At 65.8% G+C, this 25,175-nt stretch carries 22 protein-coding genes; 16 read left to right on the top strand and 6 right to left on the bottom strand.

Annotated elements, in window-relative coordinates; genetic code table 11:
• Positions 1–40 precede the first annotated feature (40 nt).
• The 7 genes from ACEVBK_RS16370 (at position 41) to ACEVBK_RS16340 (ending at position 8,430) form a co-directional block, all read left to right on the top strand.
• Positions 41–1,207 carry a pyridoxal-phosphate-dependent aminotransferase family protein gene (locus ACEVBK_RS16370; protein WP_375055963.1) on the top strand — a complete coding sequence of 389 codons (1,167 nt, stop codon included), beginning with the start codon at positions 41–43 and terminating at the stop codon, positions 1,205–1,207.
• A gap of 74 nt (positions 1,208–1,281) precedes the next feature.
• Positions 1,282–2,316: a TRAP transporter substrate-binding protein gene (locus tag ACEVBK_RS16365; RefSeq protein WP_375055962.1), complete on the top strand. Its 1,035-nt coding sequence runs from the start codon at positions 1,282–1,284 to the stop codon at positions 2,314–2,316.
• Between the two features lie 54 nt (positions 2,317–2,370).
• Positions 2,371–2,979 (top strand): TRAP transporter small permease subunit, encoded by a 609-nt coding sequence (locus tag ACEVBK_RS16360; protein ID WP_094041089.1) that lies wholly within the window; start codon positions 2,371–2,373, stop codon positions 2,977–2,979.
• Positions 2,976–4,265 (top strand): TRAP transporter large permease, encoded by a 1,290-nt coding sequence (locus ACEVBK_RS16355; RefSeq protein ID WP_375055961.1) that lies wholly within the window; start codon positions 2,976–2,978, stop codon positions 4,263–4,265. The genes ACEVBK_RS16360 and ACEVBK_RS16355 overlap by 4 nt, the downstream gene beginning before the upstream one ends.
• Complete coding sequence (locus ACEVBK_RS16350; RefSeq protein ID WP_375055960.1) at positions 4,244–5,668, top strand: amidase; 1,425 nt, start codon at positions 4,244–4,246, stop codon at positions 5,666–5,668. The genes ACEVBK_RS16355 and ACEVBK_RS16350 overlap by 22 nt, the downstream gene beginning before the upstream one ends.
• Before the next feature lie 5 nt (positions 5,669–5,673).
• Entirely contained in the window at positions 5,674–6,441 is a 768-nt protein-coding gene (locus tag ACEVBK_RS16345; RefSeq protein ID WP_375055959.1) for a 2-keto-4-pentenoate hydratase, read from the top strand.
• A gap of 354 nt (positions 6,442–6,795) precedes the next feature.
• Positions 6,796–8,430: a hypothetical protein gene (locus ACEVBK_RS16340; RefSeq protein ID WP_375055958.1), complete on the top strand. Its 1,635-nt coding sequence runs from the start codon at positions 6,796–6,798 to the stop codon at positions 8,428–8,430.
• A gap of 84 nt (positions 8,431–8,514) precedes the next feature.
• On the opposite strand, the gene ACEVBK_RS16335 is transcribed toward ACEVBK_RS16340, so the two are convergent.
• From ACEVBK_RS16335 to yghU, 5 genes are all read right to left on the bottom strand, one after another.
• Positions 8,515–9,009, bottom strand: a complete 495-nt coding sequence (locus ACEVBK_RS16335) for a RidA family protein (RefSeq protein ID WP_375055957.1) — start codon at positions 9,007–9,009, stop codon at positions 8,515–8,517.
• Between the two features lie 23 nt (positions 9,010–9,032).
• A complete protein-coding gene (locus tag ACEVBK_RS16330) occupies positions 9,033–9,425 on the bottom strand; it encodes a c-type cytochrome (protein WP_375055956.1) in 393 nt (130 codons plus the stop codon).
• Positions 9,426–9,435: 10 nt separating this feature from the next.
• A complete protein-coding gene (locus tag ACEVBK_RS16325) occupies positions 9,436–11,037 on the bottom strand; it encodes a flavin monoamine oxidase family protein (protein WP_375055955.1) in 1,602 nt (533 codons plus the stop codon).
• A gap of 314 nt (positions 11,038–11,351) precedes the next feature.
• Positions 11,352–13,289: an ATP-dependent DNA helicase RecQ gene (locus ACEVBK_RS16320; RefSeq protein WP_375055954.1), complete on the bottom strand. Its 1,938-nt coding sequence runs from the start codon at positions 13,287–13,289 to the stop codon at positions 11,352–11,354.
• A 258-nt stretch (positions 13,290–13,547) separates the two neighbouring features.
• Positions 13,548–14,417, bottom strand: coding sequence for a glutathione-dependent disulfide-bond oxidoreductase (yghU, locus tag ACEVBK_RS16315; RefSeq protein WP_375055953.1), 870 nt, complete (start codon positions 14,415–14,417; stop codon positions 13,548–13,550).
• A 235-nt stretch (positions 14,418–14,652) separates the two neighbouring features.
• On the opposite strand from yghU, the gene ACEVBK_RS16310 reads away from it, so the two are divergent.
• Both ACEVBK_RS16310 and ACEVBK_RS16305 read left to right on the top strand, forming a co-directional pair.
• Positions 14,653–15,099, top strand: coding sequence for a DoxX family protein (locus ACEVBK_RS16310; RefSeq protein WP_375055952.1), 447 nt, complete (start codon positions 14,653–14,655; stop codon positions 15,097–15,099).
• Between the two features lie 9 nt (positions 15,100–15,108).
• Positions 15,109–15,798, top strand: coding sequence for a pirin family protein (locus ACEVBK_RS16305; protein WP_375055951.1), 690 nt, complete (start codon positions 15,109–15,111; stop codon positions 15,796–15,798).
• A 2-nt stretch (positions 15,799–15,800) separates the two neighbouring features.
• Here ACEVBK_RS16305 and ACEVBK_RS16300 read toward each other — a convergent pair whose 3' ends face one another.
• On the bottom strand, positions 15,801–16,730 hold the full coding sequence (locus tag ACEVBK_RS16300) for a DNA-binding transcriptional regulator (RefSeq protein WP_375055950.1): 930 nt from the start codon (positions 16,728–16,730) through the stop codon (positions 15,801–15,803).
• Positions 16,731–17,049: 319 nt separating this feature from the next.
• On the opposite strand from ACEVBK_RS16300, the gene ACEVBK_RS16295 reads away from it, so the two are divergent.
• The 7 genes from ACEVBK_RS16295 to ACEVBK_RS16265 all read left to right on the top strand — a co-directional run bounded on the left by ACEVBK_RS16295 (position 17,050) and on the right by ACEVBK_RS16265 (position 25,132).
• Positions 17,050–18,720, top strand: a complete 1,671-nt coding sequence (locus tag ACEVBK_RS16295) for a bifunctional 3-(3-hydroxy-phenyl)propionate/3-hydroxycinnamic acid hydroxylase (protein WP_375055949.1) — start codon at positions 17,050–17,052, stop codon at positions 18,718–18,720.
• A gap of 1 nt (position 18,721) precedes the next feature.
• The gene (gene mhpB / locus ACEVBK_RS16290; RefSeq protein ID WP_375055948.1) at positions 18,722–19,666 is read left to right on the top strand and encodes a 3-carboxyethylcatechol 2,3-dioxygenase; all 945 of its coding nucleotides are present in this window, start codon (positions 18,722–18,724) and stop codon (positions 19,664–19,666) included.
• A gap of 37 nt (positions 19,667–19,703) precedes the next feature.
• A complete protein-coding gene (locus tag ACEVBK_RS16285) occupies positions 19,704–20,567 on the top strand; it encodes an alpha/beta fold hydrolase (protein WP_375055947.1) in 864 nt (287 codons plus the stop codon).
• Positions 20,568–20,589: 22 nt separating this feature from the next.
• A complete protein-coding gene (mhpD, locus tag ACEVBK_RS16280) occupies positions 20,590–21,384 on the top strand; it encodes a 2-keto-4-pentenoate hydratase (protein ID WP_375055946.1) in 795 nt (264 codons plus the stop codon).
• Between the two features lie 24 nt (positions 21,385–21,408).
• A complete protein-coding gene (locus ACEVBK_RS16275) occupies positions 21,409–22,344 on the top strand; it encodes an acetaldehyde dehydrogenase (acetylating) (protein WP_375055945.1) in 936 nt (311 codons plus the stop codon).
• 13 nt (positions 22,345–22,357) lie between these two features.
• A complete protein-coding gene (gene dmpG / locus ACEVBK_RS16270) occupies positions 22,358–23,386 on the top strand; it encodes a 4-hydroxy-2-oxovalerate aldolase (RefSeq protein ID WP_375055944.1) in 1,029 nt (342 codons plus the stop codon).
• A gap of 360 nt (positions 23,387–23,746) precedes the next feature.
• On the top strand, positions 23,747–25,132 hold the full coding sequence (locus tag ACEVBK_RS16265) for an MFS transporter (protein ID WP_375055943.1): 1,386 nt from the start codon (positions 23,747–23,749) through the stop codon (positions 25,130–25,132).
• The last annotated feature ends 43 nt before the right edge of the window (positions 25,133–25,175 follow it).

The following is a 25,175-nucleotide window of genomic DNA, read 5'->3' as shown; positions in this document are numbered from 1 at the left end:
GGCAGTACCTCCATTATCAAGGCAGTTCAAGGAGCGAGACATGTCATACAAGAGCGGGCGTCACTTTCTGCAGATCCCCGGGCCTTCACCGGTACCGGACCGGATATTGCGCGCCATGGACAACCCGGTGATCGACCACCGGGGGCCAGAGTTCGCCGAACTGGGCCAGGTGGTGCTGGCGGGTATCAAGCGCATCTTCAAGACCGAGAGCCCGGTGGTGATCTATCCCGCCTCCGGCACCGGGGCCTGGGAGGCGGCGCTGGTCAACACCCTGAGCCCAGGCGACCGGGTGCTGATGTGCGAAACCGGCCAGTTCGCCACCCTCTGGCACGAGCTGGCCAGCAAGCTCGGGCTGGAGGTGGAGTTCATCCCCGGCGACTGGCGCCACGGCGCCGATCCGCAAGCCATCGCCGAGCGCCTGCGCCGGGACGACGGCCACCAGATCCAGGCGGTGTGCGTGGTACACAACGAAACTTCCACCGGGGTGACCAGCCGCATCGGCGACATTCGCCGGGCCATCGACGACACCGGCCACCCGGCGCTGTTCATGGTGGACACCATCTCCGGCCTGGCCTCGGCGGATTACCGCCACGACGAGTGGAGGGTGGACGTCACCGTATCCGGCTCCCAGAAGGGCCTGATGCTGCCGCCGGGCATCAGCTTCAACGCCCTGAGCGACAAGGCCCTGGCGCGCGCCAAAGAGGCCCGGTTGCCCAGGTCCTACTGGGACTGGGGCGCCATGCTGGCCAGCAACGCCACCGGCTACTTCCCCTACACCCCGGCCACCAACCTGCTGTACGGCCTGAAGGAAGCCATCCATATGCTGGAGGTGGAGGGGCTGGACCACGTCTTCGCCCGCCACCAGCGCCATGCCGAGGCCACCCGCCGAGCGGTGCAGGCCTGGGGCCTGGAGGTGCTCTGCCTCAACCCGGCCGAGCACAGCCCGGTGCTGACCACGGTGCTGCTGCCCGAGGGCCACGACGCCGACCGGCTGCGCCGGCTGATCCTGGAGCGGTTCGACATGTCGCTCGGCGCCGGCCTCGGCAAGCTCAGGGGCCGGGTGTTCCGCATCGGCCACCTGGGCGCCATCAACGATCTCACCCTGCTCGGCACCCTGGCCGGGGTGGAAATGGGGCTGGCCTGTGCCGGCGTGCCGCACCAGCCCGGCGGCGTGCAGGAAGCCATGCGCTTCCTCGCCGACCGCTGAGCCCGTTTCGGTGGTCCGCCCCGGGCGGGCCACCCCGGATGCAATCCGCATGTTCAAGGAAGGAGTACCTCACGATGAGAAAGTTACTGTTAGCCACCCTGCTCGGCACCACCCTGGCCGGCACCCCGGCCCTGGCCGACACCATCAACCTCAAGGTGATCGGCCAGCCCCTGGCCACCGGCCTTATCCAGAAGAACAAGGAGCAACCCTTCTTCGAGACCCTGGCGGAAAAGACCGGGCTGCCGCTCAGCATCAACTACAAGCCGCTGGACACCACCGGCATCAAGGACGTGGAGCAGCTGCGGGTGCTGAAATCCGGACTGTTCGACCTGATTTCATTGCGCATGTCCCAGGTGTCCCGGGACGAGCCGACCATCCTTGGCCTGGATCTGGTGGGGCTCAACCCGGACTTCCAGCAGGGCCGACGGGTAGTGGAAGCCTACCAGGACACGGTGGACCAGCGGCTGCAGGAGCGGTTCAACACCAAGCTGCTGGCGGTCTGGCCCTTCGGGCCCCAGGTGCTGTTCTGCAAGCACCCCATCAACAGCCTGGCGGACGTCAAGGGGCTCAAGGTGCGGGTCTATGACCAGAACCTGGCCCAGTTCGTGGAATCGGTGGGCGGGGTGCCGGTGCCGGTGGCCTTCGGCGACGTACACCAGAGCCTGGCGCTCGGCATGATCGAATGCGCCATCACCGGCCCCAGCTCCGCCAACTCCGCCGGCTGGCCCGAGGTGACCACCCATATGCTGCCGCTCGGCTTCCAGCTGGCGCTGAACGGTTACGGCATCAACCTCAAGACCTGGAACAAGCTGACCCCGGAGCAGCAGCAGCGGCTGCAGGCGGCCTTCGACGAGCTGAGCGAGGACATCTGGAGCTATTCGGAAGAGCTGTTCCTGGACGCCAGCCGCTGCAACGTGGGCGCCGAGCCCTGTACCACCGGCACCCAGTACAAGCTGGTGGACGTGCCGGTGAGCGAGGCGGATCTGGCCACCCTGGCCAGCACGGTACAGACGGTGTCCTACCCCACCTGGGCCGAGCAGTGCAATAAAACCAACCCCGACTGCTCTGCCAACTGGCAGCGGGATCTGGCCGGTATCGCCGGGTTGTAAGCTCCGATGCGGGCGGCGGTAGCCGCCCGCGACCGGCAACAAGGAGAGGTTGAAATGAAGCGAATCGAGCAACTGGCCAGTCTGGCCTTCGGCGGCATGTTTCTGCTGCTGTCGATGTTGATCGCGGTAGAAACCCTGCTGCGCAAGTTCTTCAAGGTGTCGCTGCAGGGGGTGGACGAACTCAGTGGCTATGCGCTGGCGGTGGGGGCCACCCTGGCCTTTACCATCGCCCTGTTCGGGCGGGCGCACATGCGTATCGACATCTTCCACGAACGGCTGCCGGCGAGGCTGCAGGGCCTGCTCAACTGGCTGTCGGCCCTGTTCATGACCGGCCTGGGGCTGTTCATGGCCTGGGTCTGCCTGAACGTGGTGCGCGAGACCCTGGACTACGGCAGCACCTCCCAGACCCCCTGGGCCACGCCGCTGATCTACCCCCAGGGGGTGTGGCTGGCGGGGCTTTCGGTGTTCGCCCTGGTGGCCCTGGGTTACGGCCTGCGCGCCAGCTGGCTGTTGGCCAGGGGCGACCTGGCGGCGCTCAACCGGGAGTTCAATCCCAAGGGTGTGAGTGAAGAGCTCAAGGCCGAGCTGGAGGACTTTGCCCAACGCCAGCAACAGGCCAACGACGGCATGACACCGGCACTGGCCGGGGAGGGAGCGAAATGAGCGTCACCACCGTCTTTATCGGCTTTTTCGCCATGCTCGGCATGCTGCTGCTGGGCCTGCCCATCGCCGTGGCCATGGCCCTGGTCGGGGTTATCGGCGGCATCATGGTATTCGACTGGACCTTTATGGATTCCATCGGCGCCGTGGTGTGGAGCGTGCACAACGAGGCCCTGCTCACCGCCATCCCGCTGTTCATCCTGCTCGGCGAACTGTTGCTGCGCAGCGGCATCGCCGACAAGATGTTCCTGGCCATGGCCGCCTGGCTGGGCCGGTTGCCCGGCGGCCTGCTGCACACCAATATCGGCTCCTGCGCCCTGTTTGCCGCCACCTCCGGCTCCTCGGTGGCCACCGCCGCCACCATCGGCACCGTCGCCCTGCCTTCGCTGAAAGCGCGCAACTACTCCATGCGCCAGTCGCTCGGCAGCCTGGCCGCCGGCGGTACCCTGGGCATACTGATCCCGCCCAGCGTCAACATGCTGATCTACGGCTCGCTCACCAACAACTCCATCGGCAAGCTGTTTATGGCGGGGTTGATCCCGGGCGTGCTGCTCAGCCTGCTGTTCATGGTCTATATCGGCTTCGCCAACATGGGCAGGAACAGCATGCGAGAGGAGCGGCTTCCTCTGGCCGAGAAGCTCAGGCTCTCGCGCCACCTGATCCCGCCGGCGGTGGTGTTCGGCATCGTCATGGGCAGCATCTACACCGGCCTGGCCACCGCCACCGAGTCCGCCGCCCTGGGGGTGATGACGGCGCTCTACTTCGCCTGGCGCTCGGGCCGGCTGTCGTTCACCTTCCTGCAGGAGTGCTTCGTGCAGACCGCGCGCATCACCGGCATGATACTGCTGATCATCACCGCCGCCTTCGTGCTCAACCTGACCATCAGCCTCACCGGGGTGGTGGATGAGCTGACCGCCTGGGTCACCTCCTTCGGGCTCAGCGTCACCGGCCTGCTGCTGTTGCTGATCCTGTTCTACCTGGCGCTCGGCATGTTCATGGACGTGCTGTCGATGCAGGTGCTGACCATTCCCATCACCTATCCCATCGTCACCGCCCTGGGCGTGGATCCCATCTGGTATGGGGTGTTCGTGGTGCTGATGTGCGAGCTGGCGCTGATCACCCCGCCGGTGGGCATGAACCTGTTCGTGGTGCAGAGCGTGCGCAAGGACGGCGGCAACATCAGCGACGTGATGTGGGGAGTGGTGCCCTTTATCGTGATCATGATGCTGTTCACCCTGAGCCTGATGATGTTCCCGGAGATCGCCCTATGGCTGCCCAACATGATGTAACCCAGAGCTGGCGCCTGGGCGCCCTGGAGCTGGCGGCGGCCTACGCCGCCGGCACCCTGACCCCGCTGGCGGTGGTCGAGGCGCTGGGCGAGCGCATCGCCCGGCTTAACCCGAAACTCAATGCCCTGATAACGATAAACCCGGCCGCCAGGGAGGACGCCGCCGCCGCCACCGCACGCTGGGCCGAGGGCAACCCCCTCAGCCCGCTCGACGGGGTGCCGCTCACGGTCAAGGACCACCTCAACGTCGAGGGCCTGGCCACCACCTGGGGCAACCGGGCGCTGGCGGGCCACCGGCCTGAGCAGGACGAGCTGGCGGTGGCCCGCTGCCGGGCGGCGGGGCTGGTGATCCTGGGCAAGACCAATGTGCCCGAGTTCACCCTGGAGGGCTACACCGACAACCCCCTGTTCGGGGTGACCCGCAACCCCTGGAACCTGGCGCTGACCCCGGGCGGCTCCAGCGGCGGTGCCGTGGCGGCAGTGGCGGCGGGGCTCTGCCCGCTGGCGCTGGGCACCGACGGCGGCGGCTCCATCCGCCGGCCGGCGTCCCACACCGGTCTGGTGGGGCTCAAGCCCTCCATCGGCGCCGTGGCCCGGGCCGGCAGCCTGCCCCAGGTGATGCTGGACTTCGAGGTGGTGGGCCCGCTGGCGCGCACCGCAGCGGACGCCGAGGCGCTGTACCGCGTCATCGAAGGTCCCGACCGGCGGGATCAGGGCTCCCTGTGGGCCCGGCCGGCGGCCAAAAACGGGCCGCTGCGGCTCCTTTACGTGCCGCGCTTCGGCGAACAACCGCTGGACCCGGAGATAGCGGAGAGCGTCGAACGGGCGGTGGCGGTGCTGGAAGGGCTGGGCCACCGGGTGACCCGGGACGCGCTGCCCTTCGGCCTGGAGGCGGTGGATCGCTTCTGGCCGATGATGGGAGCGGCGGCGGTGGCGGCCATCTTCGCCGCCTTGCCACAAGCCGAGCCGGCGGCCGCCGAGCGCTTCCGGGCCCAGGCCGGGCAGGGGCGGCAACTGTCGGCGGCGGACTACCTGAGCGGCTGGGAGGGCATCCGCCGTTTCCGGGAGCGGGTGAGCCGGGCCTTCGAGGCGGTGGACATCATCATCACCCCCTCGGCGGCGGCGCTGCCTTGGCCGGCAGCAGAACCGTATCCGCCGGAGATCGCCGGCCAGGCGGTGGGGCCGCGGGGCCACGCCATCTACACCGGCTGGGTCAACGCCTGCGGGCACCCGGCCATCAACCTGCCGGCGCCGCCTTCGGCGGGCGGCCTGCCCATCGGCTTCCAGCTGGTGGGCGCTTTCGGCCAGGACGCGCAGCTGCTGCAACTGGCGGCGGACTATGAACGAGCAAGCGGACGGGGCTGGCACTGGCCGGCCCTGGCAGAGCAGACCACGACAGGATGATCAGGATGGAACAACAGGAGATGCAACAGGCGGTGGCATTGGTGCTGGCCGCCTATCGGTGTGGCGACCAGTTCGACACCCCGGCGGAGGCGGTGGGGCCACAGACGGTGGCCCAGGCCTATGCCGTCCAGGACGGGGTGGCGCGGGCGCTGTGGCCGGGGCAGCGCACCCGCTGCTGGAAGGTGGGGGCGCCGGACAAGGACAGCGAGCCCTACAGCGCGCCCATCCCGCCCCGGCGGGTCCACGCCAGCGGCGTTCGCCTGAGCGGGGACGACTTTCACATGATCGGCATAGAGGCGGAGCTGGCGTTCCGGGTGACCCGCCCCCTGCCGCCCCGGGCCTTGTTGTATGACGAGGCCGAGGTGCGGGCGGCGCTGGGCGAGCTGTGCGTGACCATCGAACTGGTGGACACCCGGCTGCGCCAATGGCAGCAGGCCGGCGCCCTGTGGCGGCTGGCGGACAACCAGATCAACGGGGCGCTGATCGTCGGCGGCGGCATCACCGACTGGCAGGGACTCGAGCTGGCGCGGCGGCCGCTGACGCTGACGGTGAACGGCGAGGTGCTGGCCGAGCAGCGCGGCGGCCACCCGCTGGGGGATCCGGCGAGCCTGCTGGGCTGGTCGGTGAACCACTTGGTGGCGCGCAACAAGGGGCTGGAGCCCGGGGATCTGCTCACCACCGGCAGCTGGACCGGGATGCGCTTTATCGCCCCCGGCGCCGAGGTGTGTGCCCGCTTCCCGGGCATCGGCGAGGCCAGGGTCAGGATAGACTGAGTCCCGAGCACGGCTCCGGCCGGGTGTTTCTGGCGGCGCTGGTGATCAGCCTGCTGCTGTCGCTCCTGGCCGCCCGGGCACGACCCGCCCCGGCGGGCGGCGAGGCCGGTTTATGAGAGCGGTATGGCCCCGAGCCGGGGAGCGTTGCACTGGCAGGGTGTCGGCACCTTGGCTCGGGTGGCGTTCGTGGTTAGATCGAAGGGTTCCATCCCGCTTTATATTGGTTGCGATTCGGTATAAGTAATCCGCCTCTGGGCCCGCGGCTCCGACGCCATAATTAAGATGGACGCTGTCGGAGCCGGCCTTGTACTTGGGTCCGGTTGCCGGCGCCATCGAAAAGGCAGGAGGTTAGGTATGAACAAGAACAACAAACCGGGCCTGGCACTCGCCCTCGTGTTCGGCATGGTTCCCCTGGTATCCGGTGCGAGCACGACCGGATCCGGCGCACACTATGGCGAACAGCTCGGCAAGGTCGCGTTTTCCGTGTCCTGCCAGGCGCAGGCCGCCGCCCTGGTGGAACGGGGCATGGCCCTGTTGCATCACATGACCTATGAAGGCGCCGAGGCCGAGTTTGCCCGGGCTGCCGAGCTCGATCCCGGCTGTGCCATGGCTTACTGGGGACAGGCCATGAGCTACATCCATCCGCTGTGGTCGGACCCGCCCTCCCGGGAGCGCTATCAACAGGGGGCGGCGTTAATCGACAAGGCCAGGGCGGCAGGGACTGCCAGCGAGCTGGAGCAGGCCTTTATCGCGGCGGTGGCGGCCTACTACCGGCACGAGTGGGAGGCGGACGAGCGGCCCCGTCTGGCCAGCTTTGCCGAGGGCTGGCGCCAGGCCTACGACGCCATGCCCGAAGAGCATGAAGTCATGAGCTTTTACGCCCTGGCGCTGATCGCCACGGCGGATCCGGCGGACAAGAGCTACCGGGCCCAACGGGAGGCCGGCCGTTTGGCGGAGCAGGTACTGGCGGCCAATCCCCAGCATCCGGGCGCCCACCACTACGCCATCCATGCCTATGATTATCCGCCGCTGGCGGAAAAGGCCCTGGCGGTGTCGCGGCGTTACGGTGACATAGCGCCTGAGGTGCCCCACGCCTTGCATATGCCGTCCCATATCTTTACCCGAGCCGGCCTGTGGCAGGAGTCCATTGGCTGGAACCGGGCCTCGGCCGAGGCTGCCCTCAAGCACCCGTTCGGGGACGCGGTTTCCTTCCACTATCTGCATGCTCTTGATTACCTGGTGTATGCCCATCTGCAGGGGGCCGAAAACGGCAAGGCCGAACAGGAACTGGCGCGGATTACTGGCATAAATGGTCCCATTCAGGCCCATGCTGCCTCCGCCTATACCCTGGCGGCGGCCCCGGCGCGATTGGCCCTGGAGCAACAGCGGTGGGAGCAGGCAGCCAGGTTGGAGCCCCGAACCCCGGCCGACTTTCCCTGGGACAGATTCCCGGCCATGGAAGCCATCAGCCACTTCGCCAGGGCCCTGGGTGCCGCCCATATCGGTGAACTGCAGCTGGCGCGGGACGCTATCGCCCGCCTGGGCGAGCTGCGGGAGGCCGCGGCGACGACCTCGCCTTACTGGGCCAGGCAGGTCGAAATCCAGCAAAAGGCGGCTGAGGCCTGGCTGGCGTTCGAGCAGGGGAACAAGGAGGAAGGGCTGCAACTGATGCGTGCCGCCGCCGAGCTGGAAGCCGGTACCGAGAAGCACCCGGTCACGCCGGGCGAGGTGCTGCCGGCCCGTGAGCTGTTCGGCGACATGCTGCTGGAGCTGGAGATGTACACCGAAGCCAGGGCCGAATACGAGGCGGCGCTGGAACGCTCGGCCAACCGCTTCAACAGCCTGTACGGCGCCGGCCGGGCCGCCGAGCTGGCCGGCGACCGAGAGGGCGCCGCCGGCTACTATCGGCGGCTGGTTGAGCTCGCCGCCCAGGCGGATACCGAGCCGGCGCGGCTGAACGCGGCCAGGCAGTTCCTGGCCCGGCCCTGATTTTGACCCGGTGTGGGACTGAGCATAAAAAAGGGCGGAGAAGACTCCGCCCAACATTGCAGCAGGAAACATGCGCAAACCGGTTCAGCGATCCTTGACCGCCGTTACTTCTATTTCCACCAGCCAGCCGGGGTTGACCAGCCCGGCCACTTGCATGGCGGAGCGGGCCGGCAGGCCGGCCTTGTCTTGACCAAAGTACTCCTTGTAGCCTTCCATGAAGCCGGAAAAATCCATCTTGCCGTCGAGTTCAGGATCACCCACCAGGAAGACCTGCATCTTGACCACGTTGTTCAGTGCCATGCCCTGGGCTTCCAGAATCGTCTTGATTCGCTCGATGACACCGATGGTTTGCTGCCGGGTGTCGCCGAAGGCGGCCTTGCTGTTGCCATCCGCATCGGCGTCGATCACCGGGGGAACCTGGCCGCTGACATAGAGGGTGGTGACGTCCCCGGTGACTTCGACCGCCTGTGCGATGGGGAAGTCGGAGTTGGGGATGGGGTGGGTGACTATCTCGGCCTGGGCGGAAAAGACCAGGCCGGAACACAGCGCCAGGGCGCTCAGGGTAATCGTCGGTTTCATGGTGTATTCCTCGTTAAACAGGATCAGTTTTGGGTGCGGACCTGCATTCGGTCAACTACTTCGCTCTTGGTGCTATTCTGGCGTATCGCCGCCACTTCCAGTTCGGCAATGGCGCCCGCCTCGTTACCCCAGTGGCTGCGGACGTAGCTCAGGATGGCGGCTATCTTGTGGTCGGGCAGGGACTGGGCAAAGGCGGGCATACCACCCCTACCGTGCAAAACTACCTTCAGTAGCTGCTCCCTGTTGCCCTGCACCAGGGGGTTATCGGCCAAGGCCGGAAAGGCCCCCGGTATGCCCTGGCCCTGGGTCTGATGGCAGGCCATGCAGTTCTGCTGGAACAGCTGCTCGCCCTCGTTGCCTGCCTGTGCCAGGCCGGAGCCCAGCAGCAGGGCCATGCTTATGCTGATGATGCGCATCCTTCGCTCCTCAGGCCTGCTGGGCCATGGTATGCAGCTTGGCCATTTGCTGCCAGGACGACTCGATGGCTCCGGCCATCCAGCCGGTCAGGTAGCTGAGGTGCTCGCCGGCCAGCAGCACCCGACCTTCGGCGTTCAGCAGGGTGGGATAGGCGGTGGCCCTGGCCTGATCGTTCCATTCGGCCCATCCGCCGAGGTTGTACTTGACCCTGTGCCAAGCCACGGAAAAGGACGACTCGCAGGAAGCCTGGTAGGATCCGGGGAAGACTTTCTCGCCGCCCTCCAGGGCGAAGCGGGTACGTTCCTCGAGGCTCTTGGCGCTGACCTCCGCCGCATTGGCACCAAAGTTGTAGTATCCGAGCAGCACGCCTTTACCGCTTTGCCAATGATCGGAGGGCAGGGAGATGTTGCCGATGCCCTTGAGATTGGTCCTGATGTGGCCGCCGTAGATAAAGTGATCCTCTTCCCAGAAGCGGCGTTTCATCTGCAGGCCTATCTTGCAGGTGGGCTCGTAGGCGACCTGGCCGATGGCGTCGCTGAAGGCCGGGGAGAAGTCGGTGTCGATATGGCGCAGCACCGACAGCGGAATGGTGCACAGGCAGTAGTCGGCGACCAGCTCGAAATCGCTGTTGTCAGCGAGCTTTTTGCCGCTGATCACTACCTGATCTCCACGCTGGTGAATACGGCCGACTTCCATGCCGTAGCGGATCCGGTTGCCCACCCGTTGTTCGAACGCCCTGGCTATCCTGTCCATGCCGCCGACCGGCTGGAACATGGTGGCCTGCTGGGTAAAGCTGTGTACGCTGCGATAGACATGGCCCATGCCAGAGGCCAGCAGATCCTTCAGTTCCAGCGGATCCGAGGCTTCGCCCGGGCCGGGGACGGTACCGGCGCCTGGGTTCACCTTGTAGCCCCGGCCACCGGTGCCCAGGTAGCTGAAATCGCTGGCGGAGAGGTAACCCTCGTTGACCAGGTAGTCGAGCAGTCTTTTCTTGTCATCCTCGGTCAGGGGCAGATCCAGCCGATTGGAGTGGATGGACTTGGCCAGCAGTTCGTTCACCTGGCCGCGCAAGTCGGCCTTGATCTCAAACTGGCGTACCGGCTTGCTGGCAAGGGAGCCGTCCCCCCCTTCGAAATAGACGTAGGACGCGTCATTGTCGTTGACGAAGATTTCCAGCGGCACTCCGAATTCCCGGGTGTAATGCAGGGTAGACTGGTGGTTGAAGGGGATGCGCCAGGGGCCGTGGTTGATGTAGTAGCCTTCGTCAAACCGGCACTGCTGCTCCTCGCCGCCCAGCTCGGTTAGCCGGAAGCCGGCGCGGGCGGTCTGGCAACGGCCGCCGGCGAAATCCCGTGCTTCGAGAATGGTGCATTGGTAGCCAACCTTGCCCAGTTCATAGGCGGCGGTCATGCCCGCCAGGCCGGCACCCAGGATCAGCACCGTCTTGCCATTGCCCGAGCCCGACAGCATGGGCGGGGAAGCGGCCCTGGAAGACATGTCCATGCCCCAAGCCTTCATGGTGCCCATCACCAGGCCGGTGCCGCCCAGTACCGCGACTTTCATCAGGAAGTCCCGCCGGGTTTGCGGCAGGGATAACAACTTCTCACTCATGCTCTGTCCTTATTATCAGCGTTCCGTTTGGCACTATTTGTTTAGCAACGGTCGTGCCATAAAAGAAAAGGTGGAACCTGCGGGACCGATGGCGGCTGGGAGGGCGGGCGCTGGCTGGCCCATTCTGCCTGGGTCTCAAGAGGATGGAATAGGTCAAAGATGCTGGGTATGAAAGGGCATCCCATCTCTTGATCTGTGTTTTTTAGAAGTTACAGTTACTTTTACTGTATGGGATGGAAAGGGCAGAGTGCCCCATTTGTGTTCACTTGGAGCTCTTCTATCACTAAAGTGGTGCATTTGGGCGGGGCTGGGCGCTAACCTAGGCTGGTACGGAGATCGTGCTTCGACTGCAGCAACTGCGCCACCTCCCCGAACCGCTGCCGCTCCAGGGCGCCGAAGCCGGGCTTGCCCCTAGCCTTGAGCCGGTTGAGCAGGGGCGTGCCGATGCCGCACAGGAAGCAGGCCAGGGTGTGGGCGCTGAGCGGTGCGCCGGCTTCCTGTTGCAGCGGCCGGCACCACTGAGCCAACTGCTCCGGGGCGGGCAGGGACGGCAACGCCGGGGCCGGCAGCCGGGCGGGCCGGCCGGCGCATACCGAGCAGTGGCCGCAGCGGGCCGGGGCCTGGTGATCGGCGAAGTAGCCGGCCAGGCGCCGGCTCAGGCAGTCGTCGCTCTCGAAGAAGTCGATCATCTCCTCCAGCCGGGTAAGCTCGCTATGTTCCTTCTGCCGGAAGAGTTCATGCAGCCGCGCGGCTTCCGCCTCCGGATCGAAACCGGATTGCAGTACCCGGTACACCTCGATCATTTGTTTGCTTTCCAGGCTGATCCAGCCCTGCTGGTGCAGGTAGTCGAGGGCGCGGATCACCCGCTGCCGCTCGCCGCCGGCGCGCTGCCAGATGGCCTCGAAATTCACCTGGCACCAGCTCCGAGCCTGGGGCGAGCCCTCGAATACCTGTTGCAGAAAGGCCTGGCGCTCGCCCTGGAAGGCGGCGAGGATCTCCTCTCCTAGCTTGAGGAATTTGAAGCGATAATCGGCAAAATAGCTGTATTGCGGCTCGATAATGCCGTCCAGCTCCAGATAGACCAGCAGCGTCTTGAGCGGCAGCAGGCGGATGTTGGTGGCGTGGGAGAGCCGCAGCGGCATCAGCTCCCACTGGGGGCCGGCCTGCTGCAGTTCTCCGAGCAGGGCGCGGATGGCGGCGGGCTCGGGAGTGTCGCCGTAGACGAAGTTTTCCAGCACATTGAGCCCGGCCCTGTTGCCCAGCAGGGTACAGGTAGAAGGGTTGCCGTCGCGCCCGGCCCGGCCAATCTCCTGGCTGTAGTTCTCGATGGACTTGGGCAGATCGTAGTGGATCACCCGGCGGATATCGGCCTTGTCCACTCCCATGCCGAAGGCGATGGTGGCGACGATGCAGGGAACCCGTCCCTGCATGAAATCCTGTTGCAGTTGTTTGCGCAGCTCCTGCTCCAGGCCGGCGTGGTAGGCCCGGGCGGGGATGCCGGCCGCCGCCAGGCGCTCGGCCAACTGCTCGGCGCTGTGTTGCAGGGTCACGTAGACGATGGTGGGCGAGCGGGGATCTGCCGCCAGCAGTTGTTGCAGGGCGGAGGTCTTGTCCGGCTCCGCCACCGGCAATACCTGCAGCTGCAGGTTGGGCCGGTAGAAGCCGGTGATCACCACATTTTCCTTGGGGATAGCGAATTTTCGCTGCATATCCTCGATGACCCTGGGGGTGGCGGTGGCGGTGAGCAGCAGCACCTGGGGAATCGCGAGCTGCTGGCGGTACTGGGGTAGCTTGAGGTAGTCGGGGCGGAAGTTATGGCCCCACTCGGAGATGCAGTGAGCTTCGTCCACCACCAGCAGCGACAGCGGCACCCGGCCGATAAACTGGCGAAAGCGCTCGTTCTTCAGCCGCTCCACCGAGATCATCAGGATCCTGATGCGGCCTTCGCTCACCTCCTGCATCACCCGCCGGCTCTCTTCCCAGCTCTGGGTGGAGTCGAGGCTGGCGGCGGGAATGTTCAGCCGGCGCAGAAAGGCCAGTTGATCCTGCATCAGCGCCAGCAGGGGCGAGATCACCAGGGTCAGATGCGGCAGCAGCAGCGCCGGCAACTGGTAGCACAGCGACTTGCCCGAGCCGGTGGGGAAGATGGCCGCCGCCGACTGGCCGGCCAGCAGTTGTTCTATCACCTGCTGCTGGCCCGGGCGCAGCGAGGAAAAACCGAAGGTCTGTTGCAGGGTATGGTGCAGGGTCATGGAAGGCGGCCTGGGCTCGGGAATAATGGCCTAGTGTGGCGAGCCGGGCCGGCCGGCGCAAGCCACGGCGGAAATTTCACCCGAATGGGGGAATTCCCAGCCCGGCGGCGCGGATTATGTCTCCGGGCCCGGAAATGTACCAATGGGTTAACGGACCCGCAGCAAAATGGAGAGGGCCGGGTGATGAAGGAGGAGAGCAATCCGGCGGTTTGCCGGCTGCCTGAGGCGCCCGGCAAGGGGCGCCTTTTATCCATTCTTTCAGCTCCGCTCCAGCTTGTCCTGGGTCCTCAGCTCGAAGTCACTGGCGTCGTGGCGTTCGTGCAGTTGTTCCTCGAGCGGGCCAGAGGTCCGGTTGACCATGCGTCCGCGCCGCACGGCGGGGCGTTGGGCGATGGTCTCGGCCCAGCGCTGCACATGGGGATACTCCTGGGCCGAGAGAAACTCCGCCGCTTCGTAAACCTGGTTGCGCACCAGGGCGCCATACCAGGGCCAGATGGCCATGTCGGCGATGCTGTATTCATCGCCGGCAACATAGGAGCATTCGGCCAGCCGCTTGTCCAGTACGTCCAACTGGCGCTTCACCTCCATGGCGTAGCGGTTGATGGGGTATTCGTACTTCTCCGGAGCATAGGCGTAGAAATGGCCGAAACCACCGCCCAGGATGGGGGCGCTGGCCATCTGCCAGAACAGCCAGGACAGGCACTCGGTGCGCCTGGCGGGATCGCTGGGGATAAAGGCGCCGAACTTTTCCGCCAGGTACAGCAGGATGGAGCCAGACTCGAACACCCGTTGTGGCGGCTGCACGCCGTGATCGACCAGGGCCGGTATCTTGGAGTTGGGGTTGACCGCCACGAAGCCGCTGCCGAACTGGTCGCCTTCGCCGATGCGGATCAGGTGGGCGTCGTACTCGGCGCCCTCGAGTCCCAGCGCCAGCAGCTCTTCCAGCATGATGGTGACCTTGACTCCGTTGGGGGTGGCCAGGGAGTAGAGCTGCAGCGGGTGTTTGCCCACCGGCAGGGCCTTGTCGTGGGTGGCGCCGGCCACGGGCCTGTTGATATGGGCGAAGGCGCCGCCGCTGGGAGTTTCCCATTTCCAGACCCTGGGGGGGACGTAGGGAGTATCGCTCATGGTGTTGTCCTCATCTGATGGTTGGATGAGTCAGTGTATCAGGCTTTGCCGGAGGTCGCGGCCGTCCCGGACGCATGCCATTCTCTTTCATTCAAATAATTTAAATAATGATGCCAAATCATTCCGATTTTATCTCTTCACTGGCTTCACTACACTGGCTCCAAGTTCAAAGGCCGCCCTGGTGGCGGGCTTTAAAACCTAGAATCTTATTTCAAATTTTATGAAGAGGTGATTTATGAACAAGGCGACCCTGATCTCCGTACTCCAGTCCAAGTCCGGTTGGGCACCCCTGGCGCTGCGGCTGCCGGTAGGCATCATCTTCATGGCCCACGGCGCCCAGAAGCTGTTCGGCTGGTTCGGTGGCTACGGCCTGGAAGGCACCGGCCAGTGGATGGCGTCCATCGGGCTGGAGCCGGGGGTGCTGATGGCCTTCCTGGCCGGGGCGGGCGAATTCTTCGGCGGGCTCTTTATCCTGCTTGGGCTGCTGACCCGGCCGGCGGCGCTGACCCTGGCCATGACCATGCTGGTGGCCATCTTTGCGGTGCACGTCGACAACGGCCTCTTTATGAGCAACGGCGGTTACGAGTTCGGCCTGGCGCTGCTGGCGGCCTCGGTCTCCCTGCTGTTCTCCGGCGCCGGCAAACTGGGCCTGGACCAGGCCCTGGCACAACGTTTGAATTGAGGAGGAGCCATGATCAGCATCAGAAAGGCGGATGAACGCGGCAGGGCCAACTTCGGTTGGCTCCACAGCCGGCACAGCTTCTCCTTCGGCAGTTACTACGATCCGGCGCAGATGGGCTTCTCCCGGCTACGGGTAATCAACGACGACGCGGTGGCGCCGGGGGCGGGTTTCGACACCCACGGCCACCGGGACATGGAGATCATCAGCTATGTGCTGGAGGGGAGCATCGCCCACAAGGACAGCTCCGGCAACGAGGAAATACTGAGTGCGGGTGAGTTCCAGCTGATGTCCGCCGGCACCGGTATTCTTCATAGCGAGTTCAACCCCTCCAACAGCAGGCCGCTGAAGTTCCTGCAGATCTGGATAGAGCCCAACGCCATTGGCGGCAGGCCCGGCTACCAGCAGAAGGACTTCGGCCGCGGCCCGGGTCTGACCCTGGTGGTCAGCCCGGACGGCGCCGAGGGCTCGCTGGTCATCAGGCAGGACGCCCGCCTGTACCAACTGTGGCTGGGGCAGGGCGAAGAGACCGGGCTCGAGCTGGCCCCGGGGCGCAAGGCCTGGGTGCAACTGGTGGAAGGGGAGCTTGTCGTCAATGGCGAACAGCTGGCCCCCGGCGACGGCGCCGCCATCAGTGGCGAAGAACGGTTAAGCTTCAGCGCCGCCCAGCCGGTGCGGGCCCTGGTGTTCGACCTGCCCTGAGCCTAGTCCTGTGACCCTTGCTCCCGCCCGGCCCCACCTTCGGTGCCGGGCGCCGTCATATCCGGGGTTTCGCCGGCCTGCCGCTCTTCCCCGTCCTTCCGTTGCCGCTGTGCTTCTTCCCGCGCTTGCCGCCGCTCGGCGTCCTGCTGCTCCAACTGCTGTTCTATCTGGCCGACCATGCTCCTCATGCTGCCCAGATAGCGTTTGGCGGCCTCTTCAATGGCCATGGCCTTGGCGATATAGATCAGGTTGAGGCTACCCAGCACCTGCTCGCCGTGGCGGATGGGAACGGCGATGGCACCGATTTTCTCTTCCTCCCCCCATTCCCCGTAGTTGGCACCGTAGCCGTTGGCCCGGGTCTGGCGGATCAGCTTGTCTACCCAGATCCGGTTGCGGGCCAGCCGGCCCTGGGTGTCGTCACGGGAGGCCAGCAGCGCCAGTATGCTCTCCCGCTCGGCGTCGGGGCAGTGGGCGAGATAGGCCCGGCCGGCGGCGGTCTGCAGCAGCGGTAGCCGCCGGCCGACCATGGAGCGGTGGAACGACAGCCGGCTGAAGCGGTGGGTGGTTTCCCGGATCACCATCGCATCCACGTCCAGGGTGGTGATGTCGGTGGGCCAGACCACCTCCTGCAGCAGTTGGCCGAGCAGGGGCGCCGCCAGCTGGGAGATCCACTGCTCGTCGCGAAAGCCCTCGCTGAGCTCCCGCACCTTGATGGTCAGCCGGTAGCCGTCGTCGGACTCGCTGCGCCGCACATAGCCTTCATTCTGCAGGGTCTCGAGCAGGCGACGCACCGTGGTGCGGTGCAGGCCGGTGGCGTCGGCCAACTGGCCGATGCGGGCGCCGCCGTCGAAGCGGTTGAGGCTGTTGAGCAGGTCCAGGCCGCGGATCAGGCCGCGCACCGCCTTGTAATCGCTCTTGTTATCGCCACTCATCTGTAAAAATCCTTAATAAACAAAGGTGTGCACCTAGTGCACGATCGGGCCGTTTTTCATTGTCCCATCACTGGTGGTTTTTTATACTCGACTCATCGGTTAATGGATGCAACAAGGGGGAAACAGTTATGCAAGGTTATGCTGCCGATTGTTACAACCTGCGCCAAGGCTGGCCCTGACCGCTCCGGGCCCTGTGCCCGAGTTTAGCAACCTATTCAAGACCCTGACAGCAAGGGTTCCGCCAGCCGGAGCCGACGGGCAAGGCTTGCCTGCTGCCGGACGGAAGGCATGAAGTTTCACTGATTCAGGAGTGAAGAACGTGACAGCAACAACCCCCACAACCCCGGGCTCCGCCCCCCGTTTCGACGCCGACGTGGTGATTGCCGGCGCCGGCCCGGTCGGACTGATGATCGCCAACTACCTGGGACATTGCGGTGTCGAGGTGCTGGTGGTGGAAAAACTGGATACCCTGATCGACTATCCCCGTGCCATCGGACTGGATGACGAAAGCCTGCGCACCTTCCAGGCGGTGGATCTCGCCGAGCAGGTGCTGCCCCATACCACGCCCATGCACGCGATGCGCTTTCTTACTCCCAAGGGGCGCTGTTTCGCCGACATCCAGCCCAACACCGACGAGTTTGGCTGGCCGCGCCGTAACGCCTTTATCCAGCCGCTGGCGGACAAGGTGCTGTACGACGGCCTGGCCCGCTTCGACAAGGTCAGGGTACTGTTCTCCCGCGACTTGCAGGAGTTCGGCCAGGACGCGGAAGGGGTCAGCCTGACGCTGGCCGGCCCCGAGGGAGAAGAGCGCCTGCGCGCCCGCTATCTGGTGGCTTGCGACGGCGGCAACAGCCTGGTGCGCCGTCATCTGGACATCAGCTTCGAGGGCAAGACGGCGCCCAACCAGTGGATAGTGATCGACGTGCGCAACGATCCTCTGGGTACCCCCAACATCTACATGTGCTGCGACGCCGAGCGGCCCTATGTGTCCGCGGCCCTGCCCCACGGTATCCGCCGCTTCGAATTCATGGTGATGCCGGGCGAGACCGAGGAGCAACTGAGCCGGCCGGAGGAACTGCAACGGTTGCTGGCCAAGGTGTTACCGGACCCGACCCGGGTCGACGTCATCCGTCAGCGGGTCTATACCCACAACGCCCGCCTGGCCGGCGAGTTCCGTCGCGGCCGTATCCTGCTGGCCGGCGACGCCGCCCACATCATGCCGGTGTGGCAGGGCCAGGGCTACAACAGCGGCATGCGCGACGCCAGCAACCTGGCATGGAAGCTGGCGCTGGTGGTTCAGGGCCTGGCCGGCGACGAACTGCTCGACAGCTATCAGCAGGAGCGCCGGGATCACGCCAGGGCGATGATCGATCTGTCGGTCACCGCCGGCCATGTGCTGGCGCCGCCGAAGAAGTGGCAGGCCAGCCTGCGCGACGGTATTTCCTGGCTGCTCAACTATATACCGCCGGTCAAACGCTACTTCCTGGAAATGCGTTTCAAGCCCATGCCCCAATACCACCAGGGGGTGCTGGTCGAACCGACGCCCAAGCCGAAGCAGTCACCGGTGGGCAAGCTGTTCATCCAGCCCAGGGTGCGGCTGGGCGAGCAGGTGCTGCTGCTGGACGACATTATCGGCCGCCGTTTCGCGGTGGTTGCCTGGGGCACGGATCCTAGCTACGGCCTGAGCGCGGAAGAGCTGGCCTATTGGCAGCGACTCGGCACCTGCTTTATCCAGGTGGTGCCCTCGGTGCAACTCCAAGCCGAGGCCAGCCTGGCGGAGGGGGTTATCCGTATCGGCGACGAGAGCGGGCGGCTCAAGGAATGGTTCGGACGCTATCCGGCCTCCATCGCGGTGTTGCGTCCGGATCGCTTCGTGGCCGGCATCGCCATTCCCCAGACCCTGGAGCTCCTGTGCCGGCAACTGCGTCAGGCGCTCAAGGCCAAGGCACAACCGCAACAGACGCCGGCCGCGGCGCGCAAGGTGGCCTGAGATGAGCGTTTATCTGCATTGTCTGTCCCACACCCCGCTGATCGGTCATGTGGATCCCGCGCCCACCGTGCTGGCGGAGGTGGACGCCACCATCGCCGCGGCGCGGGAGCGCATCGCCCGCTTCGATCCCGAGCTGGTGATCCTGTTCTCGCCGGATCACTACAACGGCTTCTTCTACGACATCATGCCGTCCTTCTGCATCGGCATGGCGGCCCACGCCATCGGTGACTTCGGCACCGCCGCCGGCGCGCTGCCGGTGCCCCAGGCGCTGGCGGAAGACTGCGCCCGCAGCGTACTGGCCCAGGGTGTCGACGCCGCCGTGTCCTACCGTATGCAGGTGGATCACGGCTTCGCCCAGCCGCTGGAGTTCCTGCTGGGCGGCATCGATCGGGTGCCGGTGATCCCGGTGTTCATCAATTCGGTGGCCGTGCCCCTGCCCGGTTTCCAGCGCGCCCGCCTGCTGGGCGAGGCCATCGGCCGGTTCGCCCGCAGCCTGGATAAACGGGTGCTGCTGCTCGGCTCCGGCGGCCTGTCGCACCAGCCGCCGGTGCCGGAGCTGGCCACCGCCAACGAACACCTGGCCGACCGGCTCAAGGGCAGCGGCCGTGACCTGCCGGCGGAAGAGCGCGAGGCCCGCACCCAGCGGGTGATAGCGGCGGCGCGGGCCTTCGTCGAGGACCAGCACAGCCTGTACCCGCTCAATCCCGAGTGGGATCGGCAGTTTATGGCCACCCTGGCGGAAGGCCGCCTGGCCGAGCTGGACGGGCTCGGCAACGAGGAACTGTCGGCCCTGGCCGGCAAGTCGGCCAACGAGGTCAAGGCCTGGGTGGCGGCCTTCGCCGCGCTCTCGGCCTTCGGCCCCTATGGGGCGGCTCACGACTACTACAGAGCCATCCCCGAATGGATCGCCGGCTTCGGCTCGGTCAGCGCGGCGCCGCTGCGTTGATCCCCTTTTTCATTATGACGATAACAGGAACCAGACTATGACAAGCCAACACCTTACCGAGGCCGCCACCAGCCGTTTCGCCCGCATCCGGGAAGGCGAGCTCGACCTGCAACTGCACTACAACGACTGCGGCCAGGGCGACCGGGTGGTGGTCATGCTGCACGGCTCCGGCCCCGGCGCCAGCGGCTGGGCCAACTTCAACCGCAACATCGCCCCCCTGGTGGAGGCCGGTTTCCGGGTGATACTGCTGGACTGCCCCGGCTGGAGCAAGAGCGACAGCATCGTCTGCGAGGGCTCCCGCTCCGATCTCAACGCCACCGCGCTCAAGGGGCTGCTGGATGCCCTCGATCTCGACAAGGTGGACATCCTCGGCAACTCCATGGGCGGCCACAGCGCCGTGGCCTTCGCCCTGCGTTATCCGGAGCGGCTCGGCAAGCTGGTACTGATGGGCGGCGGCACCGGCGGCGCCAGCCTGTTCACCCCCATGCCCACCGAAGGCATCAAGCGCCTGCAGGGCCTCTACCGTGCCCCGACCATCGACAACCTCAAGGCGATGATGGACATCTTCGTCTACGACACCTCGGATCTCACCGAGGAACTGTTCCAGGCCCGGCTCGACAACATGCTGGCGCGCCGGGATCACCTGGAAAACTTCGTCAAGAGCATCGCGGCCAATCCCAAACAGTTCCCGGACTTCAGCCCGCGACTCGGGGAGATCGGCGCCGAAACCCTGGTTATCTGGGGCCGTCAGGACCGTTTCGTGCCCATGGATACCGGCCTGCGCCTGGTGGCCGGCTTGCCCAACGCCGAGTTGCACCTGTTCAACCGCTGTGGCCACTGGGCCCAGTGGGAGCATGCCGACAAGTTCAACCGCATGGTGCTGGACTTCCTGACCCACTGATCGCCCGAGAGAGGGAAAACCGATGAACCCGAATCAAGAAAGCCTGGCACAACTGGCCGGCGCCCTGCGCCGGGCCGAGGCCGACGGCCTGCCCCTGGCGCCGCTGCGCGAGCGGATCGGCGAGGGCAACGCCGAGGCGGCCTACGCCATCCAGCGTATCAACGTGGCCCAGGGCGTGGCCGGCGGGCGCCGGGTGGTCGGCCGCAAAATCGGCCTGACCAACCCCAAGGTGCAACAGCAACTGGGGGTAAACCAGCCCGACTTCGGCACCCTGTTCGCCGACATGGGCTACGGCGACAACGAGACGGTGCCCTTCGGCCGGGTGCTGCAACCCAAGATAGAGGCGGAAATCGCCCTGATCCTGGAGCGGGATCTGCCGGCGGCCGACACCACCTTCGCCGAACTGCTGGCCGCCACCGGCTGGGTGCTGCCGGCGCTGGAAATCGTCGGCAGCCGGGTGCGCGACTGGGATATCCGTTTCGTCGACACCGTGGCGGACAACGCCTCCAGCGGCCTGTTCGTGCTCGGCGGCCCGGCCCGCCGGCCGGATGGCCTGGATTTGCGCGCCGCCGCCATGCGCATGACCCGCAACGGCGAGGAAGTGTCTGCCGGCAGCGGCGCCGAATGCCTGGGCCACCCGCTCAACGCCGCCGTTTGGCTGGCACGCACCATGAGCCGGTTGGGCGAGCCGCTGCGCGCCGGCGACCTGATCCTGACCGGGGCCCTGGGGCCCATGGCGCCGGTGGCGGCGGGAGACAGGTTTGAAGCCCATATCGACGGCATCGGCCAAGTGGCCGTGAACTTCGGCCGGGACTGAACCCAATACAGAGGGGAAGAGGAAATGAAAAAACTGAAAGCGGCCATTATCGGCTCGGGCAATATCGGCTCGGATCTGATGATCAAGATCTTGCGCCAGGGCAAGCAGGTGGAAATGGGCGTCATGGTCGGCATCGACCCCGCCTCCGACGGCCTGGCCCGAGCCACCCGGATGGGCGTGGCCACCACCCATGAAGGGGTGGACGGCCTGGTGAAGATGCCCGAGTTCGCCGACATCGATCTGGTGTTCGACGCCACCTCCGCCGGCGCCCACATCAAGAACGACGCCCTGCTGCGGGCGCACAAGCCGGGTATCAAGCTGGTCGACCTGACCCCCGCGGCCATCGGCCCCTACTGCGTGCCGGTGGTGAACCTGGAGCAGAACCTGGCCGAGGGCAACGTCAACATGGTCACCTGCGGTGGCCAGGCCACCATACCGGTGGTGGCGGCGGTGTCCCGGGTGGCGAAGGTGCACTACGCCGAGATAGTGGCCTCCATCAGCAGCAAGTCCGCCGGCCCCGGCACCCGCGCCAATATCGACGAGTTCACCGAAACCACCTCCAAGGCCATCGAGGACGTCGGCGGCGCGGCCAGGGGCAAGGCGATTATCATCCTCAACCCGGCGGAGCCACCGCTGATGATGCGTGACACCGTCTATGTGCTGTCGGAAGCGGCCGAGCCGGCGGTGGTGGAAGCCTCCATCGAGGAAATGGTGGCGGCGGTGCGGAGCTATGTGCCCGGCTACCGGCTCAAGCAGCGGGTACAGTTCGAGGCCATCCCGGCCGAGGCGCCGCTGCACATTCCCGGTCTGGGCGATTTCAGCGGGCTCAAGACGGCGGTGTTCCTGGAGGTGGAAGGAGCGGCTCACTACCTGCCGGCCTACGCCGGCAACCTGGACATCATGACTTCTGCCGCCCTGGCCACCGCCGAGCGGATGGCCCTGTCCCAGCTCAACGCCTGAGGAGGAACTTCGGATGAGCATCAACAACGGCAAAAAACTCTATATCTCCGATGTCACCCTGCGTGACGGCAGCCACGCGGTACGCCACCAGTATTCCCTGGATCAGGTGCGGGCCATCGCCCGGGCGCTGGACGCGGCACGGGTAGACAGCATAGAGGTGGCCCACGGCGACGGTCTGCAGGGCTCGAGCTTCAACTATGGCTTCGGCGCCCACACCGACCTGGAATGGATTGAAGCGGTGGCGGGCGAGGTGAGCCACGCCAGGGTGGCCACCCTGCTGCTGCCGGGCATCGGCACGGTGCACGATCTGGATAACGCCTATCGGGCCGGGGCCCGGGTGGTGCGGGTGGCGACCCACTGCACCGAGGCGGACGTGTCGCGCCAGCATATCGAGCACGCCCGCAAGCTGGGTATGGACACGGTCGGCTTCCTGATGATGAGCCACATGACCAGCCCCGGCAACCTGGCGCTGGAGGCGAAGAAGATGGAAGACTACGGCGCCACCTGCATCTACATCGTCGACTCGGGCGGGGCCATGACCATGCAGGACGTGCGTGACCGCTTCCGGGCGGTGAAGGCGGTGCTCAAGGCGGAAACCGAAACCGGCATCCATGCCCACCACAACCTGAGCCTGGGAGTGGCCAACAGCATGGTAGCGGTGGAAGAGGGCTGTGATCGCATCGACGCCAGCCTGGCGGGGATGGGCGCGGGGGCGGGCAACGCACCGTTGGAGGTGTTTATCGCGGCCGCCGAGCGGCTGGGCTGGCACCACGGCACCGACCTTACCACCCTGATGGACGCGGCGGACGATCTGGTGCGGCCGTTGCAGGACCGGCCGGTGCGGGTGGATCGGGAAACGCTGGCGCTGGGCTACGCGGGAGTCTACTCGAGCTTCTTGCGCCATGCGGAGACGGCGGCGCGGCGCTACGGGCTGAAGACGGCGGACATCCTGCTGGAGCTGGGCAAGCGGCGCATGGTCGGCGGCCAGGAAGACATGATCGTGGACGTCGCCCTGGATATGCTGGCGGCGCGCCAGGGATAAGCCGAACCGCGCCTCGGGCGGACGACGGGCCGGCGGCTCCTTCGCGGGAGTCGTCGGCCCGTTTTTTTGACTTTGCTTGCGCCGGCGGGGGGCTCCGAGGCGCCGTCACCGCCCGTTCGACGCGGGTAAGGCTTCACTCAGAACCCTCTGGTGCGCTATTAAAAATCCTTTTAAAACAAGAGCGTGCACTAAGTGCACCTTGGGGTCGTTTTTCGTTGTTACTTTTCTGCACTGTTTTTACACTGCGAGTGTTTCGTAAAGGTAAATGATTTGTTTGTTAAATATTTCCGCCGCGCGGAGACCAGCAGGACAGCATGGCCGCTTGCTTCGGCCAACTCTAGGAGGAGAGAGTCAATGTCAATGTCACCCCATCAAGCCCGTCCTGGCGACGGCACCAAGGATCCCCGGCAGCAGCGCAAGGACAGCCGCCGGGCCATCATCTCCAGCTACCTGGGCTCCACGGTGGAGTTCTACGATTTCCTGTTGTACGCCGCCGCCGCCAGCCTGGTGTTCCCGGTCCTGTTCTTCGGCGAGCTGGAGCCCGGCGTGGGGCTGATGCTGTCGTACCTGACCCTGGCGGCGGGCTATGTGGCCCGCCCGGTGGGCGGTCTGCTGTTCGGCCATTACGGCGACAAGGTGGGCCGCAAGCTGGTGCTGTTCATCACCCTGATGGTGATGGGGGTGGTGTCGGTGGTGATCGGCCTGCTGCCCACCTATGAGACCATCGGCGTGGCCGCGCCCATCATTCTGGTGCTGCTGCGGGTGATCCAGGGCCTGGCGGTGGGCGGCGAGTGGGCCGGCTCCACCCTGCTGGCGATGGAGCACTCCAGCAAGAAGTCCAAGGGCTTCGGCGCCAGCATAGCGGTCGCCGGCGGCCCGTCCGGCGCCGTGCTGGCGACCATGGTGCTGGGGCTGTTCTCGCTGCTGCCCGAAGATCAATTCATGAGCTGGGGCTGGCGCATCCCCTTCCTGCTGTCCGCCATCCTGGTGATCATCGGCCTCTACATGCGCTACAGCGTGACCGAGTCGCCCGAGTTCGAGGCGGCCAAGGCGGCGGAAGAGGCCAAACCCGAGGCGTCCGCCCATACCGGCGTGCCCCTGGTGCGGCTGTTCCGGGAGTCCTCCTCCAATATCTCCCTCGGCGTGCTGGCCGGCCTGGCGCCGCTGTTCATGCAGTCGATGCTGGCCACCTTTGGCCTGACCTACGCGGTGTCCATCGGCCACAGCCGCAGCGACGCCCTGCTGATGCTGACCCTGGCCAGCGTGCTGCATATCTTCACCATACCGCTGATGGCGGCGCTGTCGGATCGCTACGGTCGCCGTCCGGTGATGCTGGTGGGCGCCCTGGTGGGCTGCATCATGGTCTGGCCCATGTTCGCCCTGATCAGCCACGGCTCGCCCTGGATGATGCTGCTCGGCTTTATCATCGGCAACCCCTTGATCCAGGCGGTGATGTACGGCCCCATGGGTGCCTTTATCAGCGAGAAATTCACCACCCGCACCCGCTATACCGGCCTGTCGCTGACCTACCAGCTTACCGCCGTGCTGGGCGCCGGCTTCACCCCGCTCATCGCCCAGACCCTGCTCGGTCTGGGAGGCGGCGGCACCAATACCCAGTACATCTCCATGCTGTTCTGCGGGCTGTGCCTGGTCAGCGCCATCGGTGTGTACTGGTCGCGGGAAACAGCGCCGGGCCGGAGCGCGCAGCCGGTCTCCCTGGCCAAGGTGAAGGGCAGCCTGTCCTGATACCGACGCCCTGACAAGGGCCGTCCCGGGCGGCCCGACAACG

The sequence above is a fragment of the Zobellella sp. DQSA1 genome, assembly GCF_041950555.1.
In the GTDB taxonomy this organism is placed as follows: Bacteria; Pseudomonadota; Gammaproteobacteria; order Enterobacterales; family Aeromonadaceae; genus Oceanimonas.
The sequence above is the reverse complement of the archived record's forward strand: the minus strand, read 5'-3'. Positions and strand labels throughout refer to the sequence as shown.